Origin of the sequence: Pseudoalteromonas sp. MMG012 (assembly GCF_018100875.1) — a bacterium.
Taxonomy (GTDB): Bacteria; Pseudomonadota; Gammaproteobacteria; order Enterobacterales; family Alteromonadaceae; genus Pseudoalteromonas; species Pseudoalteromonas aurantia.
Window position 1 is genome coordinate 36,144 of sequence record NZ_JAGJEF010000014.1, and the last position, 15,353, is coordinate 51,496.

The window sequence follows — 15,353 nt, forward strand, 5'->3', positions numbered from 1 at the left end:
CATTGCTTTTATTATCCTAGTCATCGATTGATGATGAAGTTAATTACAGAAGGAAACACTCAATACAGATGGCTTCTTTGTTGATAAAACGTGCACTAAAGCAGTGTGTTTCGTTATACCTTAAATATGCAGCTAACATGCTGGTTTACTGCATCAAATAAGGGTAATTAATACATAGTTGGGCCGCCGACTCACTTTTCTTTTAATAAAACCAATTAGGTATTAAATGCTAAGGACTAAATATGAAACTATCACTTTATCAAGTTGATGCATTTGCGACTCAAGCTTTTGAAGGTAACCCTGCCGCTGTTATACCGTTGACAGATTGGCTAGATGATGTGCTATTACAAAAAATAGCGGAAGAAAATAACCTATCTGAAACGGCTTTTTTCGTTGCCCAAGGGGATAGTTATCAGTTGCGCTGGTTTACACCCATGGAAGAAGTTGATCTGTGTGGTCATGCTACATTGGCCACTGCACATGTATTGTTTACACATTTGGGATATGACCGTGAGCAGATTTGCTTTTTAACGCGCAGTGGTCCACTTCACGTTAGCAAGGCAACGGGTGGGTATTCAATGGAGTTCCCTGCGACTATGGTCCACCCAATTGATGCACCTGACGTTTTGTTAAAAGGGCTAGGTAATATGACACCTTGCCAAGTAAGATCTGGGTTTGACTATGTGGTTGTACTCGAGAATGAAGCAGCGGTGAACGCGTTGAACCCAGATTTTAGCGCATGGCAGCAGCTTGACAAACGAGGTGTTGTCGTCACAGCTAAAGGAGACCATGTGGATTTTGTGAGTCGCTGCTTTTTTCCTAAACTACGTGTAAACGAAGATCCTGTAACAGGCTCCGCACACTGTGAATTAGCACCTTTTTGGGCTGAATTCTTCAACAAGACAGAGCTTGTTGGTAAGCAGCTTTCTGCAAGAACAGGTGTTGTTGAGTGCAATGTGAAAGGAGAAAAAGTGGTACTGTCAGGTCAAGCCATCGATTATTTGCAAGGTGAAATTAGCGTTTGATGTCAATGTAAACGCTATGTTTGAGTGCTTTTAGAGTTTTAGTACACAATAAGACGAATGTTAATAAGGATAAATATGTTAAAGAAATGTATGTTACTTGGTGCTATGTTTGCTGGCACTTGTACTGGTATGGAATACTCAGTAGGCACGATTGAAGTAACAGATCAAGCATATCAGCTTGCGATTAACGAAATTAGTGAGCCAATCCTTATTATGGGGGCGCCTTCTTATAGAGACAAAGAAGCGGGAGTCATAAGTGTTCAGAAAACATCCAGTCATAATTTCTCTGTAAAGTTTAGAGAATGGAGTACGGCAAATGAACATCATGATACAGAGACAGTACCTTATTTAGTTATAGGCCAAGGGCGCTATACATTAGGTGATGGCACAATACTGGAAGCGGGGACGCTGAATTTAACAAATAAGAATAAGCTACTGGTGTTTCAAGAAGAGTTCCCTCAAGTTCCAAAGCTATTTTTGAGTGCCACGAGCAATAACTCAGCCCATGCATTTAATGTCAGGACGTCAGATTTAACCAGGCAGAGTTATAAAATTACATTAGATTATGCAGAGAATGTTAGTACTAACTTTACTGCGGAATCTGTTAATTACTTAGCCGTTTATTCACCATCAAGTAATGTAACTATGCCTAATGGAGAGTCACTGATTGTAAAAACTGAGTTGTTAAATCACAGTGGCACAAGGATTAACGACAGTCGATTATTTATTCACGAAGAGCGTACCGCTGACAGCGAAGTGACACATGTGAATGAATCGGTCAGTATTTTAGATTTTGAAGGTAAGATATTTGCGACCAGCAACACGGCATACGGTGGAGATACTTTTAGTTTTAGAAATGAAAACTTGTACCCTGGGCTTACGTTTATCCCTGCGGAAGAAACAGGTACAAATAAAAATATAGCACTGAACAAGACGAATGGACTCAATGACAGCCACTATAGTGCAAGTACGTTCTACCCGGGATATGTACCTGCCAGTGCATTTGATGGCTATGACAGTGCCACTAAGGTGAATGTTGATTCTTTAGGAAAAGTAAGCAATGGTGCTTGGCTTGGTTATCAAAAGAATACTCCTCAATGGTTGCAAGTTGCTTTTACGCAAGTTGCTTACATTTCTGGCTTCAAATTATTTGTTTATGAAGGTGCACGAAAAGGAGGTATGGCGCCTCAGGAAGTAACACTTCAAGTTTCAAATGACAATATAACGTTTGAGGATCACGAAAGCTTTACCTTACAAAATGTCAATCAAAGTGTCGTTACTTTGGATGAACCCGCGTTTGGCCGATACGTTAGGTTGGTTGTTAAATCTAATTATGGTCATAATGCTATCGTGATTGGTGAGTTGGAATATTATGGTAAATTTGTGCAAGGTCACATTGATTTAAGTGAGCCAACACCGCTAGATCCAAATGCCATTACTTGTGCATCAATCTATGCACAAACACCTAATGCGTCAGATGGTATATATTATGTAGAACCCTCAGGCTTACATAAAGATAATGGATTTAATGCTTATTGTGATATGACTAACCTTGATGGAGGCTGGACACTGGTCGCCAATCATAAGGATGCACAAGACACTCTCGTGACCAAACACTTAGTGGAACCGACTGAGTTAGGTGTGTTTACAGATGATAAATGGCAGAGTATTTTGACGTCAATGCAAGTAGGTATTATGACCATTGATGAGAATAACAAGGTTGCTTTCATTAATAAGAAAAAACTGCAGCGTAGCTTGTGCGTAAAAATTAGTGATGTTTCTAGTTTAAGTTATCCCGTGGTGCCTTACGATACTGCATATTTATGGCATGATGAAGTAAGTGGTTGCAGCAGTACAGGGCTTGACTATTCTTACATTTCATTGAGTACTAAACATACCTCTAGAGCCGATGCTTACCTTACTGTTGGTGCATCGTTATACCAGCACAGCACTAAATTTGATATTTGGCCTTATTTAGACACGCGATACAGTGGTGCAGAGCAAGACCAGCTGCGTATTTATGTAAAATAAGTGAGTAGATGACTGGTGTTAAAGTTGATGAGGTTTTAGTGCTGTAGGGTGTCACCTTTTATCAGATAACAGTAGAAGCTGGGTTTAAGTAACCCAGCTTTTTTTATTGCAGTGTGGATATCTTATAGCGATTATTTAACACAGCCCCTAATACAACTGATATTATTTCGTTGCTTTATATTTTAGTGTGACATTTTGATAGGGGAATATGCCGCGAATACCAAAGTGCCACGTACCGCTTTGGGCATTGGTTAAGGTACATTGTTCATTGCTGCCCCAAAGATATGGACGACAATCAAAGCTGAGAAAATAAGGCTTTTTATTATGTCGAACATACAAGTCGGCTTCACCTTGTCCCTCAATATTCACTTCTAAAGTATTATACCCTTCAGGAAGTTCAATAGAAAAACGTTGCCACCATAACCAGCCATTGATATCTGTAAATTCTCCTTCAATGATATCTTGGGCAGGCGTCGTATCAAGCTCAATCACAATGGGATCGTGATCTGAAGAGCGATAAGCATGCTCTGAATACAAACTTGCCTTGTGCTTATCAGATTTATACTCAGTGTTATAGTCAAGTGCAGCTGGTTCATCTGCATTAATATGCCAATCAGATACGGCTATGACTTTATTCATAAGCTCTGTACTGGCAAAGGCATGGTCAAGGCTTCCAATACGTCCTTTATATACATATGAATAGTCAGCTGTATTGCCATTTAACTGTTGTTTGATATTGGTATATCCTTGCTCAGTGAAGGTACGAATAGGATCTTCTTGGGCATAGGCATTAATATCACCTAAGATCAATGTATCAGGATCAGATATGCCCGTTGGTTCAGTTGAAACCCACGCTGAGAGTGCTTTTACTGCATTGATACGAGTAAGGTTCCAGCAACCTTGCCCATCATTTTGGTCTTGATCTAACCCTTCAGCACGGCTACAGCTCCCTTTGGATCTTAAATGTGTAATAACCACATTGAACGCTTCTTGACTGGCCAGCGACTCAAAAGTTTGCATGACAGGTGGACGGTTCCCGTAATCAAATGGTTCGGCTTCAGTAAATGACGGATTACCTATTTCTTTGACTTTATTACTTCGGTATATGAGTGCCGACATAATGGCATCGCCACCGACTTGTGCGGTGTTCAAATTGACATAAGCATATTGATTGGTGCTATCTTGTGCATTTAATGAAGAGGTTAAATCGGCCAGTGCACTGAGTTCATCAAAACCATCGTTCTCCATTTCTAAAATACCGATGATATCGGCATCTAGATCAAGCATAGCAGTGATTATTTTGGCTTTTTGACGGTCAAATTCTTCTTGAGTGTCGGCCCCTCTGGGCGTTGGAAATCCGCCACCTTGGCCGTCACCGTTAAAGTAATTTAAGACGTTAAAACTGGCAATACGCAAATCTCCCCGCTCGGCTACATGAGGAGCTTCAGTACGGAGATTCTGTTGTATAAAGTTCGGTTGCTGTACTGGGTGAATACGATACTGCCCGTACCCAAAGCCTAATACGCCTTGAATATTGTTGACTTTATCTCCTAGCCTCATAGTATTGTAAGCATCAAGCTCTGGAGTTGGATAGGGGATCACTTCTGGGTTTTGAGTTGAAATACCATCATCGAGGGTCAGCTCTTTTTGCTTATTTTGTACTTCTAATGCATTAGCTGGCTCACCGGGTAGGGCGAGTTGAGTTGCTTGATACAGTCGCTCACTGGCGAGCTTCACTTCACCATAACGTTTTAAACCATATGTATCATTTACAATGAGTTCATTGGTCACATTAACCAACATACCTTCGTATGCTTCTAGGCTTGGAAGTACTGGCATGGTGATATCCGTTGAAGATACCGGTGCTGTGCCACAATTGGCAATACCATTGACAGAATTAATTTGAGTTTGTCCGTATTCTTCGTGCACTTTCCCTGAAAGTTTGATTACATCTCCAGCAGTCACAGTGGAGCCAGTATAGGCTACAAATATTCCTTCTGAAGTGAGAGGATCATTATCATACTGAGTGGTTTCTTCTTGTATGAAAAAACCTTTGAGTTGGTCGTCCCCTTGCAGTGCTGTTGTAACAACACCCTGTATCTCAACATATTCTCCTAATAATGGGCTCTCATCGGTGTTACCTTGAATTGTACTTATGAGTACATTGTTTTCGTTACAAGTGAGCGTCGGCGGTTCTGGTGGTTGTTCATTGTTATGTTTGCCAATATTAGAAAAGTCATCTTTTGCCAATGCTGTCCATTGTTCAGAAGGAATAAACGCGTCGCTATCGTCACTATCACCTTGTGAAATACTGCTAATGCGTATTAAAGTGCGATCTTTAGTGCTCACACCTGAATCAGACCAGCTACTACCAGGATCAACCCCTTTTTGGCCTAAGCTATCGATTGTATTACCTGCATTACTCAGTATTACGGCATCATCACCATTGTACCAACTGCCACCTGAGAGTAGTTGTGCTTTATTCGCAAGTTCGGCCGTTGCGCTAGCGTGTGCAATAACAAAGGTGGTATTTGCTGCTATAGAGCCTTCAAGGTTGATGGTTCTGCCTGCGGTCGTTTTACCATTGAAGTAATAAGAGAGTGCATAACCGTCTAAGTTAATAGTATCTGTGCCAGTATTATAAAGCTCAATAGCCTTATTATTACTACTGCCTTCTATATATTCAGAGATAATGAGTTGTGCATGTGCTGGTACGCATACTGCTGAAATGAGTGATGCTAAAATCGCTTTTTTTAACATTTTCTTATTGTTCCCGTGTTAGATTTATTATTTTGAATAGAAAATTTAGCGTAGATATTCTACTTTAATTTTGTTTCTAAAATGTGTCAAATGTTTTTATTTTGTTGTGTTTTTGGTTGGGCGTCTTGTTTTTTAGCATAGAATTAGAAACATTTGGTTAGGCTATGTTGGTATAGTAGCTGCCGGATAAGGTTGGTATGTCTGGATTAGAGTGAAATAGCGGGCTCTTAATTTTGAGTAAATTTGTCTATTTTAAGTATGTGCTGGTAAGTGAATAACTTTACATTGATAGTAAGTACACAATAGTGAAGCTTGACTGTCGAAAGTGAGCATCACGACATTTAAGTCGTGATTATATTCGTTAGCAAATAAACCTTTACAATTGAGCTGTGATTTTAGCTGAGATAATCCCTTTTTTGTTTTCGTATCGGTTATATTAACCGGGTAGACTGATGCTCTAATACGCTTCTAAGAGAAAAATAGTCACCGATAGATACGGCTAATTTATGGATTAATTTCAGGAGATGGTTTTACTCACTTTGTCTATTGTTTCAATGGCTTGTTCCAATTGTTGAGTGGTTATATATGGCGCAGGGCCTAATCTCAACTGATCTCCACGACTATCGCATTGCACGCCTTGAGTAGCTAATGCACTGACCCATTGAGCCGCTACTGGGGTTTTCAGGGCTAAAAAACCGGCATTGTGAGTTAGTGAGTGAGACGAAAATTCAAAGTGTGCATTCAGCTTTGGCTGTGATTGAATGCCGTTGGCTAAATACAAAATTTGTTGTTGACTAACAGCCCTTAATTTTGAAGGGGTTAGTTGCTGCTGGGCAAAAAAATCAAATACGGCAGCGGCGCGGTAGTGACTCGTTGGATCGTATGTTGAACCATCAAATGCGCTACTACCCACCCCATATCGTACCTCACCCGGTGATTGCTCTAGCAGGCTAAACTCTGCAAACCACCCAGTAATGATAGGGCTTCCTTGATGGCTTGGTGGTATGCGCAACATGCAGTTTCCTTCACCGGCTTGGCAGTATTTATATCCGCCAGAGACAATAAATGCATGCTCTAAGTCCCACTCTTTTAGGCTAAATGGTATGACATTGAGCGCATGATATGCATCGACTAAACAAGGAACCGTGAGCGTATGGGCGTAACGTGCAACATGGCCTATGTCATTGAATATCTCGCTGGTACCATAAAATACAGCGGAAAGCATGACCGCGTCAGTGTGTTGATCAATTTCCTCAATAAGTCGTTCAGCCAATGTTTCACTCGGTTGAACAGGTACATTCACTATCTTTATATTGAGGTCTTTTAGGCGATTCAGTTGTCGTCGCATAGAATGGAATTCACCATCAGTGGTAACAATTTTGATAGGGCGTTTTCGTGGTTTTTTAAAGCATGATAGATCAGATAGGAACCTGAGTAATAGCTCATGAGTGGATGCGCCTAATGTAATTTGGGCAGTGGGATCATCGAGTAAAGATGCATAAAACGCTTTCACTTGAGCTGCTTTTTTAAAAGCCAACTGCCATTTATCGTCTATGTGCTCAGCAGCGTGTTGGTAACACTCTAAGATCCCTTGCTTGGCAACGTTTGGCCACGCTTGATGAGAATGACCTGATAAGAGGATTCGTTTGTCAACTTTAAAATCACTGTAGTGCGGCTGCAGTAATTTGGCGAGTTCTGTTGTCATTATTTTACTCCAATAAAAGCAGTTATAGGTGAGTACGTAACTCAAAGAGCTCAGGAAAAAAACTGATATCTAGTGCTTTTTTTAAAAAGCTTACCCCTGATGAGCCTCCTGTGCCTATTTTATTGCCAATAATACGTTGAACTGTATACATATGCTTAAAACGCCACTGCTGGAAGCTATCTTCAATATCCACTAATTTCTCGGCAAGCTCATATAAGTGAAAGTACTGCTCCGCGTTTTGGTAAACCGTTAACCAAGCGTTTAAAACACTTTTGTTTGCTTGATACGGCAGGCTAAAGTCTCTTTCTAGTACCGCCTTATCGATTGGTAACCCGTGGGATTTGAGTGCAAGCAATGCTTCATCGTATAAACTTGGTTGATTGAGAATGTATTGCAGTTCTTGATGCACTTGAGGGTTACTTTCGTGTACTTTTAGTAGCTCAGCGTTTTTATTGCCTAACAAAAATTCGATCTTGCGGTAACCATAAGATTGAAACCCCGAAGAGTGACCGAGTGTATCGCGAAATTTTAAGTAATCTACAGGGGTTAACGTCGATAGAATTCCCCAAGACTGAGTGAGCTGGCTAAGTATTTGTTTTACTCGTGCGATTACTTTAAAGGCATGTCCAAAATCGCCACTTTTGATATTTTCTACCGCTTCATTGAGCTCATGTCCTGCGAGTTTAATCCATAACTCACTGGCCTGATGGATGACGATAAATAGCATTTCATCGTGTTGGTTAGAAAGAGGGTGCTGAGCATTCAGTACTTTTTCTAAATTTAAATAATCACCGTATGACATGTCATCTTTAAAGTCAGTATGAATGTTGTCTTCAATTGCTCGATAGTTGGTTTGACCTTCATGGTCAGTGGGCTTATTGCTGTACGGACAACTCATTGCTTTTCCTGTTTTATTTGGTGCTACTAATTGGTTATTTTAGTTTTTTCTAGTGCAGAATAACAAGCAATGACCATTTCAACAAAATACACGTGATTTGAGAAAAGATGAGCTATCCATATTTGTCATTTTGACATGGCGAAATATGAACATAAAACCGGTAATAGGCCATACTGTTAGAATGAGTATGGCCTACTTTTTAAGTTAGTATGCAGTAAGTTGGTAGTCACTTCCGTCTTTGGCCGTATACTGTTTAACACTGGAAGTGTTACATAACGCATGTTGAACACCGGTTAAAAAGCTCACCCAAAGACGTTTTAACTGTGGCTGAACATGTTGATTATCTAACGCACTTAATGCTGTTTCGAATTGAATATCATCGATATGCGCGACATCACTTTTACCAGTATTTCCACAGCGGTTAAATGTGAGTTCAACGTGTAATCCATCTTCTTTTTTCAGTAAAATAGCGGTTGGATCATCTTTATGTCCACATAAAGCAACAAATTGACAGGGCTGTTTTAGCCCACAATGAGTCCCATCTGCGAAGAAAGCCATTAGATGATTGTAGTAAACAACGTAATGCGTGGTTTGCATATGTGAGCCGTAATCTAATGGGCAATGTTCATCTAAAAATCGTTTTGCTAGTTCTAGTTTTTGACAACCTTGTACAGAATTGTCGATGGGTGAACGGGTAAGTGCTGTCATGGTATGTTCCTCATTCTTCGAGTCAGATAAATATTGTGAGAGTGGACAAATTCAGTGTAGAAGAATATTTTTTATAATTTGACAAAAAGAATTTTACAGTGTGAATTTTACAAATAATGCTAAGGTTAATGTCTATGCAATGTCACTGAGGTCAAATAAAAACAATGAAAAATAACCAAAGTTTGATGCGAAAATCTCATTTTACGGGAACAAAAATTCGTAATTTGCGAAAACGAAATAATTTAACGCTTGAAGATTTATCGGCACGCTGTATTAGAATTGATGCAGGTTCAGCACCCTCGGTTTCATATTTATCAATGATTGAAAGAGGAAAGCGAACCCCGAGTATGGACATGTTAGACAATTTAGCGGAGGTGTTTCAAAAGCCCATTGATTGGTTTTTAGACAATGATCCTGAACCCAACACAATCGCGCCGATTAAGGGGAATCACGGTGGAATTGAAGGTATGGCGTTAGAGCCTAATTTTTTATTCTCTAATGAGATACTACAAATTGCTATCCCTGAGATGCTGTCGCAAACGGGGATAAGTGGCCGTCAATTTGCTCATTTATTGATACGTGCACATCAAGAGCACCATCAAAATCATTTCCCTGATTTAGAGCGTGCTGCCGAAGAAGTGGGAAAGAAAAACCTCTATTTAAATGCCAACGATTTACTCACCATTGCCAAGGAAAAAGGTTTAAATATCAAGTGGTTTGATAACGCACCAAAAAATTTATTAAATCAAGAGAGGACGGTAGATGACGTATTGGTAACATCCTATTTCACACCACCAAATACTGTAAATCTAAATACACTATTGCATCAGCGAGAGAGCCGTTTAAAGTATGATCTGGCTGTTCATATTGGTCATGCCGTGTTACATAACTTGGAAGGCTTACACTGTGTATTAAAAATAGGTGGCAGTGATGTTGAAGTACAGACTGAGCTGAGTACACCCAATGCACAAGATACACTGAATGCATGGCGAGATTTTGAATCTAGCTTTTTTGCAGGGGCTTTGTTGTGCCCTAAGGCCCCATTTCGTCAATTACTCGATAGCTGTGGATATGAGATTAAAGTGCATGAACAGCTTAATATCTCAGCATCTGTCGTAATGCGCAGAATGACGGTGGTGTCGTCTTATCCTCATTGGCATTATTTTGATGCTTATCAACCAGGCAAACTAAAAGCGGTGTACCGAGGTAATGGGATCCCATTACCATGGGGTAACATGCGTGTTGTCGAAGACCCTTGCCAACATTGGGCGGTGTTTCGTAAATTTACTGATGACTCAGGGGTGAGTAGCGCGCAATTGTCTGTGTTAATGGTGGCAGGCGAGCCGAGATTATATTGTTGCGAGTCTATACAGGTACATGATTTAGCTGGAAGTCCACATATTTTATGTGCTGGTATTGATCTCACTCCTGCAATTGCAGCGCAAGGCTTTGATGCCCCCGAGATAATACGTCAATTGCAGCAATTATGTATTAAACATGGGGGATCAAGTGTTGTGCCTCACGTATTAAAAACACAACTTGTGAGTGTTGCTAGAATCTTAAACATAAATTGGATAGAGCGTGGAATTGAAAATGAAGTAAGAGTTATTTGTACTCGCGGTAATACGTGTCCTAGGGAGCCAAGCTGTTATCAGGCTTAGCTTGAATGGATGTACCTTATATAGTACCTTGTTTTGGTTTTAGTTATAAAGGACATTAAATGAAAGGCTCAATAGTACGGTTAACTTCAAGCTGTGATGGGGTGAGTGAGATTTTTTCAGAAATAGATAAATTGATGCACTCATTGTACCCAAGCGAACTCAACATATTGTTGTCCGTCGATGAAGTTGACCAGAGTAATAGTGAGTTGTGTGGAATTTATATTGAAGGGGAGTTAGCCGCATGTGGTGCTGTTATTTTCAAGCAGGAAGAGAATGCTAAATATGGGGAGTTTAAGCGAATTTATGTCAAGCCTCAGTTTAGAGGTTTGGGTCTCTCAAAAAGAATACTATCACACTTGATTTCGCTGGTAACAGAGCGGGGTTTAAATAAAATTATGCTTGAGACTGGGGTTAAACAATATGAAGCAATCGCATTGTATCGTTACTTTGGTTTTTACGAGCGGGATAGTTACGGAGCATATAAACCAGATCCGGAATCTATGTTTATGCAGTTGTATGTGGCGGATAAACCAATTTTGGCACAAACATAATTGTATTAAAAATCAAATATTTTAATTTAAATACTTAAATATCTAACTTTTTGTCACGCAAAATGATTTTTATCATTTTCTTTTAGCTATAAAAATTGTGATTCATGATTCAATATAAAACGCTCTGTTTTAGGGTTTTTACATTGCTATTTTTACTGACTTTAGTAATAGTACCTTTAGGTACAAACTTACGATTCCTTATTTTAAAGCGAGGTGTTTTACATGAAAACGGTTCTTATCACAGGAGCAAACCGTGGTATCGGATTTGCTTTAACCACGTTGTATTTACGTGCAGGATGGCAAGTGCTTGCGACATGTAGAGATCCTAAAAGTGCTGAAGCGCTTCAATCGCTTACGCTTCGCTACCGTTCGTTAACTATTTTTACTTTAGATATAACCAATTACGTACAAGTAACTCAGGTGGCTTTGCAACTACAAGGCCAACCAATTGACGTTTTGTTAAATAATGCCGGAATTTACGGCCCTCAGAATTATGGCTTTGGCCATTGTGACACACAGGCGTGGCAAGATGTTTTTGAAACAAACGTGATTGCACCGATTAAACTAGCAGAAGCATTTGTGGCACATATTAAAAGCAGTGAGTTAAAAGTCATTGCAGCTATTTCTTCAAAAGTAGGCAGTCATACTGAAAATACAAAGGGTGGGGGTTATATATATCGTAGCTCTAAAGCTGCACTCAATTCAGCGATAAAAAGTTTATCGAATGATCTTTTACCGGAAGGGATCAAAACGGTGTCATTGCACCCTGGCTGGGTAAAAACCTCTATGGGTGGCCCTAACGCTTTGATTGAGGCTGATGAATCAGCGCAAGGGCTCAAGTATATTATAGATAATTTGCAAGATGCCCAAAGCGGTGGTTTTTATAGCTATACTGGTGACGAGATACCTTGGTAAGTATCTTTGCGGCTTTAGTTTATTAACCTTTGAGTCGCTGCGAGGTTGAATGCACTAATTAAAATCTAACCAGTGTAATTTGTAAACTGATTGCGTCATCAAACCCCATATCATTGAAGTAGTGGCTATATGCGAATTGAACGCTTAAGCGAGCAGTAAATTTATATTTTATAAATGGTTTTACATAAGTTGAGTTTTCAAATTGATACAAGTCTTGTTCTGTACATTGCTCGCAGCGTAATATTGTTCGGGTCAAATCGGTATACTGATACCCTCCCAATACACCGAACTGCAGCGCATTTTGATAAAGAAAACTGGTAAATACACCTGCTTCTACGTAGATAGCTTTTCCAAAAATACTAGACTCTTTTTCAGACAACTCGCCAGTGAATTCATTTCTTACAGACTCTGAAAAGGGGAGTTTATCTTCTATGTAAATGAAATCAATTCCTGCTGAAAATAGCCCGAAGGACTCGTATTGGCCACTATAAAAAGCGCCTAAACTAACGCCAAAGTCTTCTAACAATAAGTTTTGTTCAGGGTTATTCGTTTTATTATTTACGCTCAGGTAACTGGTTTTTAACCCGATATGATACTTATAAAAGTCTAAATCGTTGGCTTGAGTTTTTACACTATGCGCGAGTAATAATATGAATATGGTAATTGAAAAGTATTTCATAGATTAAAGCTCCTTTAATTGAATTGGCAATCTCGTACTAAATGTACGGCATGCTTTTCGGTCCTATCACCATAAAAAATAATGCTATTTTGATATTGATAATGGAAGGTTTTTTCAGTCTCTTTACTATGTGGCGTTGCGCTCCAAACCTGTGTCATTGGTACATTTGCAAATGCAAAGGGGTTAAGCGCAGGTTCTTCACATTGGTTTTCTATGGTTCTTTGTAGCTCCTTAATATTAGGTAATCGCCAGGGGGTTTTGTTGTTTGTTTGTTCTTTATTTTGATTTGCATATGCGAGTGCTTCCTGCCAAGTTAGGAGTGAAGCTTCTCCTTCTGCGCAATTTTCACCACTTTGTCCAGCAACACAGGCTTGCCAAATAAGCCCTGTAAATGTATCAAATATCTCTCCAGTTACATCTCGTTTAAATCGAGCGATTGGTGCTGTAGGTGATACTATTGAGTTACAGCGTTGTTTAGGGGCAACTTGATTTCTTAATGAGGGGTCTAACTCACGTACTGTTGCTTCTGGCAATTTGTTTTCGAAGCGTTTACCTCTAACAAGCCGTATCATTTGTTTATTTGAACTAATCCCTCCGGCAACTGTGCCAAAGTTAAAGTTGATTGACCAGATACTATTTGTATCATCGGTATCGAGAGTGCTTGTCCAATAATTACCAACTTTGGTATTTGGAAAAGCGGATACATCAATAGCAGGTTGTACGGCGCTATAATCTACAAGGTCTTGTAATTCTATTTTTGAGGGCAGTCGCCAATCATTGTACCCACAAAGGTTTTGGTTGTTGATGTAAGCAATATATTTTTGAGTATCACAGTTACCAGGGTTATTACATTCTCCTTGATCATAGGTCGAGTACTCTGGGTGTTTAGGATCTGCATAGCTATAGGTTTGGTCTGATGCGTTAAAAAGGCCACTCGTAGGTTGTGTTTTAACTTCCCATGTTAAGTTGGTTAGGTTATCTCGAACACATTGCCATGTAGCAAAATCATTAGGTAAAACCTGACCATCGTTTGCTATTTTAGAATAATCAAAACTGGCAGCACCAAACCCGACTTTAATTAATCCAGTCGCATCGGCTAGGAAATCTCGGCCTATTTGGCAATCTTGTAAAAACGGGTCTTGTATGTTGCAAGAAGCTAAGTTTTCAGAGGTATATCCTGCGCTATATTGAATCCCTGTGTCATTTCCTTTTAGCACTATTTCGTCACAACTGCATGAACCATTGCACAAAGGTAAATCTGGAAGCTCAATAGTTTGAGGGGGTTCTGGTATATCGATATTAGGAAGGCTATTATCCGAATCGTCGGGTTTATAATTACAACCTATTAATGCAAAAAAAAGAATTAACAAAATAAATTCTATCATTCTATTTAACCAAAAATAACTCATTCTATTTTCGCTCATAGCTATCCTAATTTCGCTAAATTTGTAAAAGCTCTATTATTTATATAACTGCAAGAGATGAAAGGTGGTAGCAACATCTATTTTAGATGATGATTTTATTTTCATCAAAAAAGCGGAAGTATTCACACATTATTCAGATAGAATTTTTGCAGTTCGCTATGTTAGCTCTATGCTTAGAATAATATATTTAGTTTCATATCATGACACGATGAGCTGAATATAGCGTATTAGCTCATAGAAACAGAAACAAAAAGGAAATATTTATGGAGTCAGTAGACCCACTTTTAATTGCATTTCTACCGAAAGATATTCGTTCGATGTTTTTCCCATATGCGAGTGTTCAATTGGGGGCGTTATTGCTTAACTTGCTACTGGGGTTTGTACTTGCATCAGTTATTGGCTACCACTTTCGTAAATATTCTTCGGCATTTTGTAATCGGCAGGACTTTTCAAGGTTATTTCCACTATTGATGTTAACCGTTATTTTGATTATTACGGTTGTTAAGGCATCGTTGGCCTTGGCGCTGGGTTTAGTTGGCGCCTTGTCAATTGTACGTTTTAGAACACCTATAAAAGAACCTGAAGAGCTTATCTACTTGTTTTTAAACATTGGAATTGCAGTTGCACTGGGGGCAGGGCAAACTTTAGCGGCTATTGTGGCATGTGTGGTTACGTTGGTACTAGTGACTTTAGCGAAAAAGCGTCATGCCAAATCGTATGAAGAGAATGGCTTATTTTTGTCTTTGAGTTATTTAAATCCTGAGTCTGGTACTTCAACAAACGTGTCTTTAGACGCTTTAAAGACGACCTTGGAAAGGTACTCCGTGCGCATGGAAATGCGGAGATATGATACTGATAATGATAGATTTGACGCAACATTTTTTATTTCAATCAAAAATGCAGAGCACGTTGACAAGTTAGTTGATGACTTGAAATCTCAGTATAATGGAATAAATGTGTCGTTGTTAGAGCAGCATAACATTACAGGTGTATAGC

General features: G+C 39.4%; 12 protein-coding genes. 6 read left to right on the plus strand and 6 right to left on the minus strand.

The annotated features are described in order from the left end of the window. The first annotated feature begins 242 nt into the window (after positions 1-242). The gene (locus tag J8L97_RS07140) at positions 243-1,025 is read left to right on the plus strand and encodes a PhzF family phenazine biosynthesis protein (protein WP_210995168.1); all 783 of its coding nucleotides are present in this window, start codon (positions 243-245) and stop codon (positions 1,023-1,025) included. Positions 1,026-1,100: 75 nt separating this feature from the next. Continuing rightward, a complete protein-coding gene (locus J8L97_RS07145; protein ID WP_211048407.1) occupies positions 1,101-3,056 on the plus strand; it encodes a fibrinogen-like YCDxxxxGGGW domain-containing protein in 1,956 nt (651 codons plus the stop codon). A 162-nt stretch (positions 3,057-3,218) separates the two neighbouring features. On the opposite strand, the gene J8L97_RS07150 is transcribed toward J8L97_RS07145, so the two are convergent. From J8L97_RS07150 to J8L97_RS07165, 4 genes are all read right to left on the minus strand, one after another. Beyond that, positions 3,219-5,816, minus strand: coding sequence for an ExeM/NucH family extracellular endonuclease (locus J8L97_RS07150; protein ID WP_211048409.1), 2,598 nt, complete (start codon positions 5,814-5,816; stop codon positions 3,219-3,221). Positions 5,817-6,333: 517 nt separating this feature from the next. After that, the gene (locus J8L97_RS07155; RefSeq protein ID WP_211048412.1) at positions 6,334-7,521 is read right to left on the minus strand and encodes an aminotransferase class V-fold PLP-dependent enzyme; all 1,188 of its coding nucleotides are present in this window, start codon (positions 7,519-7,521) and stop codon (positions 6,334-6,336) included. Between the two features lie 22 nt (positions 7,522-7,543). Then, positions 7,544-8,419: a tryptophan 2,3-dioxygenase gene (kynA, locus tag J8L97_RS07160; protein WP_211048414.1), complete on the minus strand. Its 876-nt coding sequence runs from the start codon at positions 8,417-8,419 to the stop codon at positions 7,544-7,546. A 204-nt stretch (positions 8,420-8,623) separates the two neighbouring features. Further along, entirely contained in the window at positions 8,624-9,127 is a 504-nt protein-coding gene (locus J8L97_RS07165; protein WP_211048416.1) for a malate synthase, read from the minus strand. A 164-nt stretch (positions 9,128-9,291) separates the two neighbouring features. Here J8L97_RS07165 and J8L97_RS07170 point away from each other — a divergent pair, with 164 nt between their 5' ends. The 3 genes from J8L97_RS07170 (at position 9,292) to J8L97_RS07180 (ending at position 12,254) form a co-directional block, all read left to right on the plus strand. After that, positions 9,292-10,788: a DUF3612 domain-containing protein gene (locus J8L97_RS07170; RefSeq protein ID WP_211048418.1), complete on the plus strand. Its 1,497-nt coding sequence runs from the start codon at positions 9,292-9,294 to the stop codon at positions 10,786-10,788. Between the two features lie 59 nt (positions 10,789-10,847). Next, positions 10,848-11,339: a GNAT family N-acetyltransferase gene (locus J8L97_RS07175; RefSeq protein WP_211048421.1), complete on the plus strand. Its 492-nt coding sequence runs from the start codon at positions 10,848-10,850 to the stop codon at positions 11,337-11,339. 222 nt (positions 11,340-11,561) lie between these two features. Next, positions 11,562-12,254, plus strand: coding sequence for an SDR family oxidoreductase (locus tag J8L97_RS07180; RefSeq protein WP_211048423.1), 693 nt, complete (start codon positions 11,562-11,564; stop codon positions 12,252-12,254). Between the two features lie 58 nt (positions 12,255-12,312). On the opposite strand, the gene J8L97_RS07185 is transcribed toward J8L97_RS07180, so the two are convergent. Next, positions 12,313-12,933: a hypothetical protein gene (locus J8L97_RS07185; RefSeq protein WP_211048425.1), complete on the minus strand. Its 621-nt coding sequence runs from the start codon at positions 12,931-12,933 to the stop codon at positions 12,313-12,315. Positions 12,934-12,947: 14 nt separating this feature from the next. Beyond that, complete coding sequence (locus J8L97_RS07190) at positions 12,948-14,357, minus strand: DUF1566 domain-containing protein (RefSeq protein WP_211048426.1); 1,410 nt, start codon at positions 14,355-14,357, stop codon at positions 12,948-12,950. A gap of 263 nt (positions 14,358-14,620) precedes the next feature. Between J8L97_RS07190 and J8L97_RS07195 the strand changes: the two genes are divergently transcribed. Continuing rightward, positions 14,621-15,352, plus strand: coding sequence for a DUF4956 domain-containing protein (locus J8L97_RS07195; RefSeq protein WP_192509724.1), 732 nt, complete (start codon positions 14,621-14,623; stop codon positions 15,350-15,352). The last annotated feature ends 1 nt before the right edge of the window (position 15,353 follow it).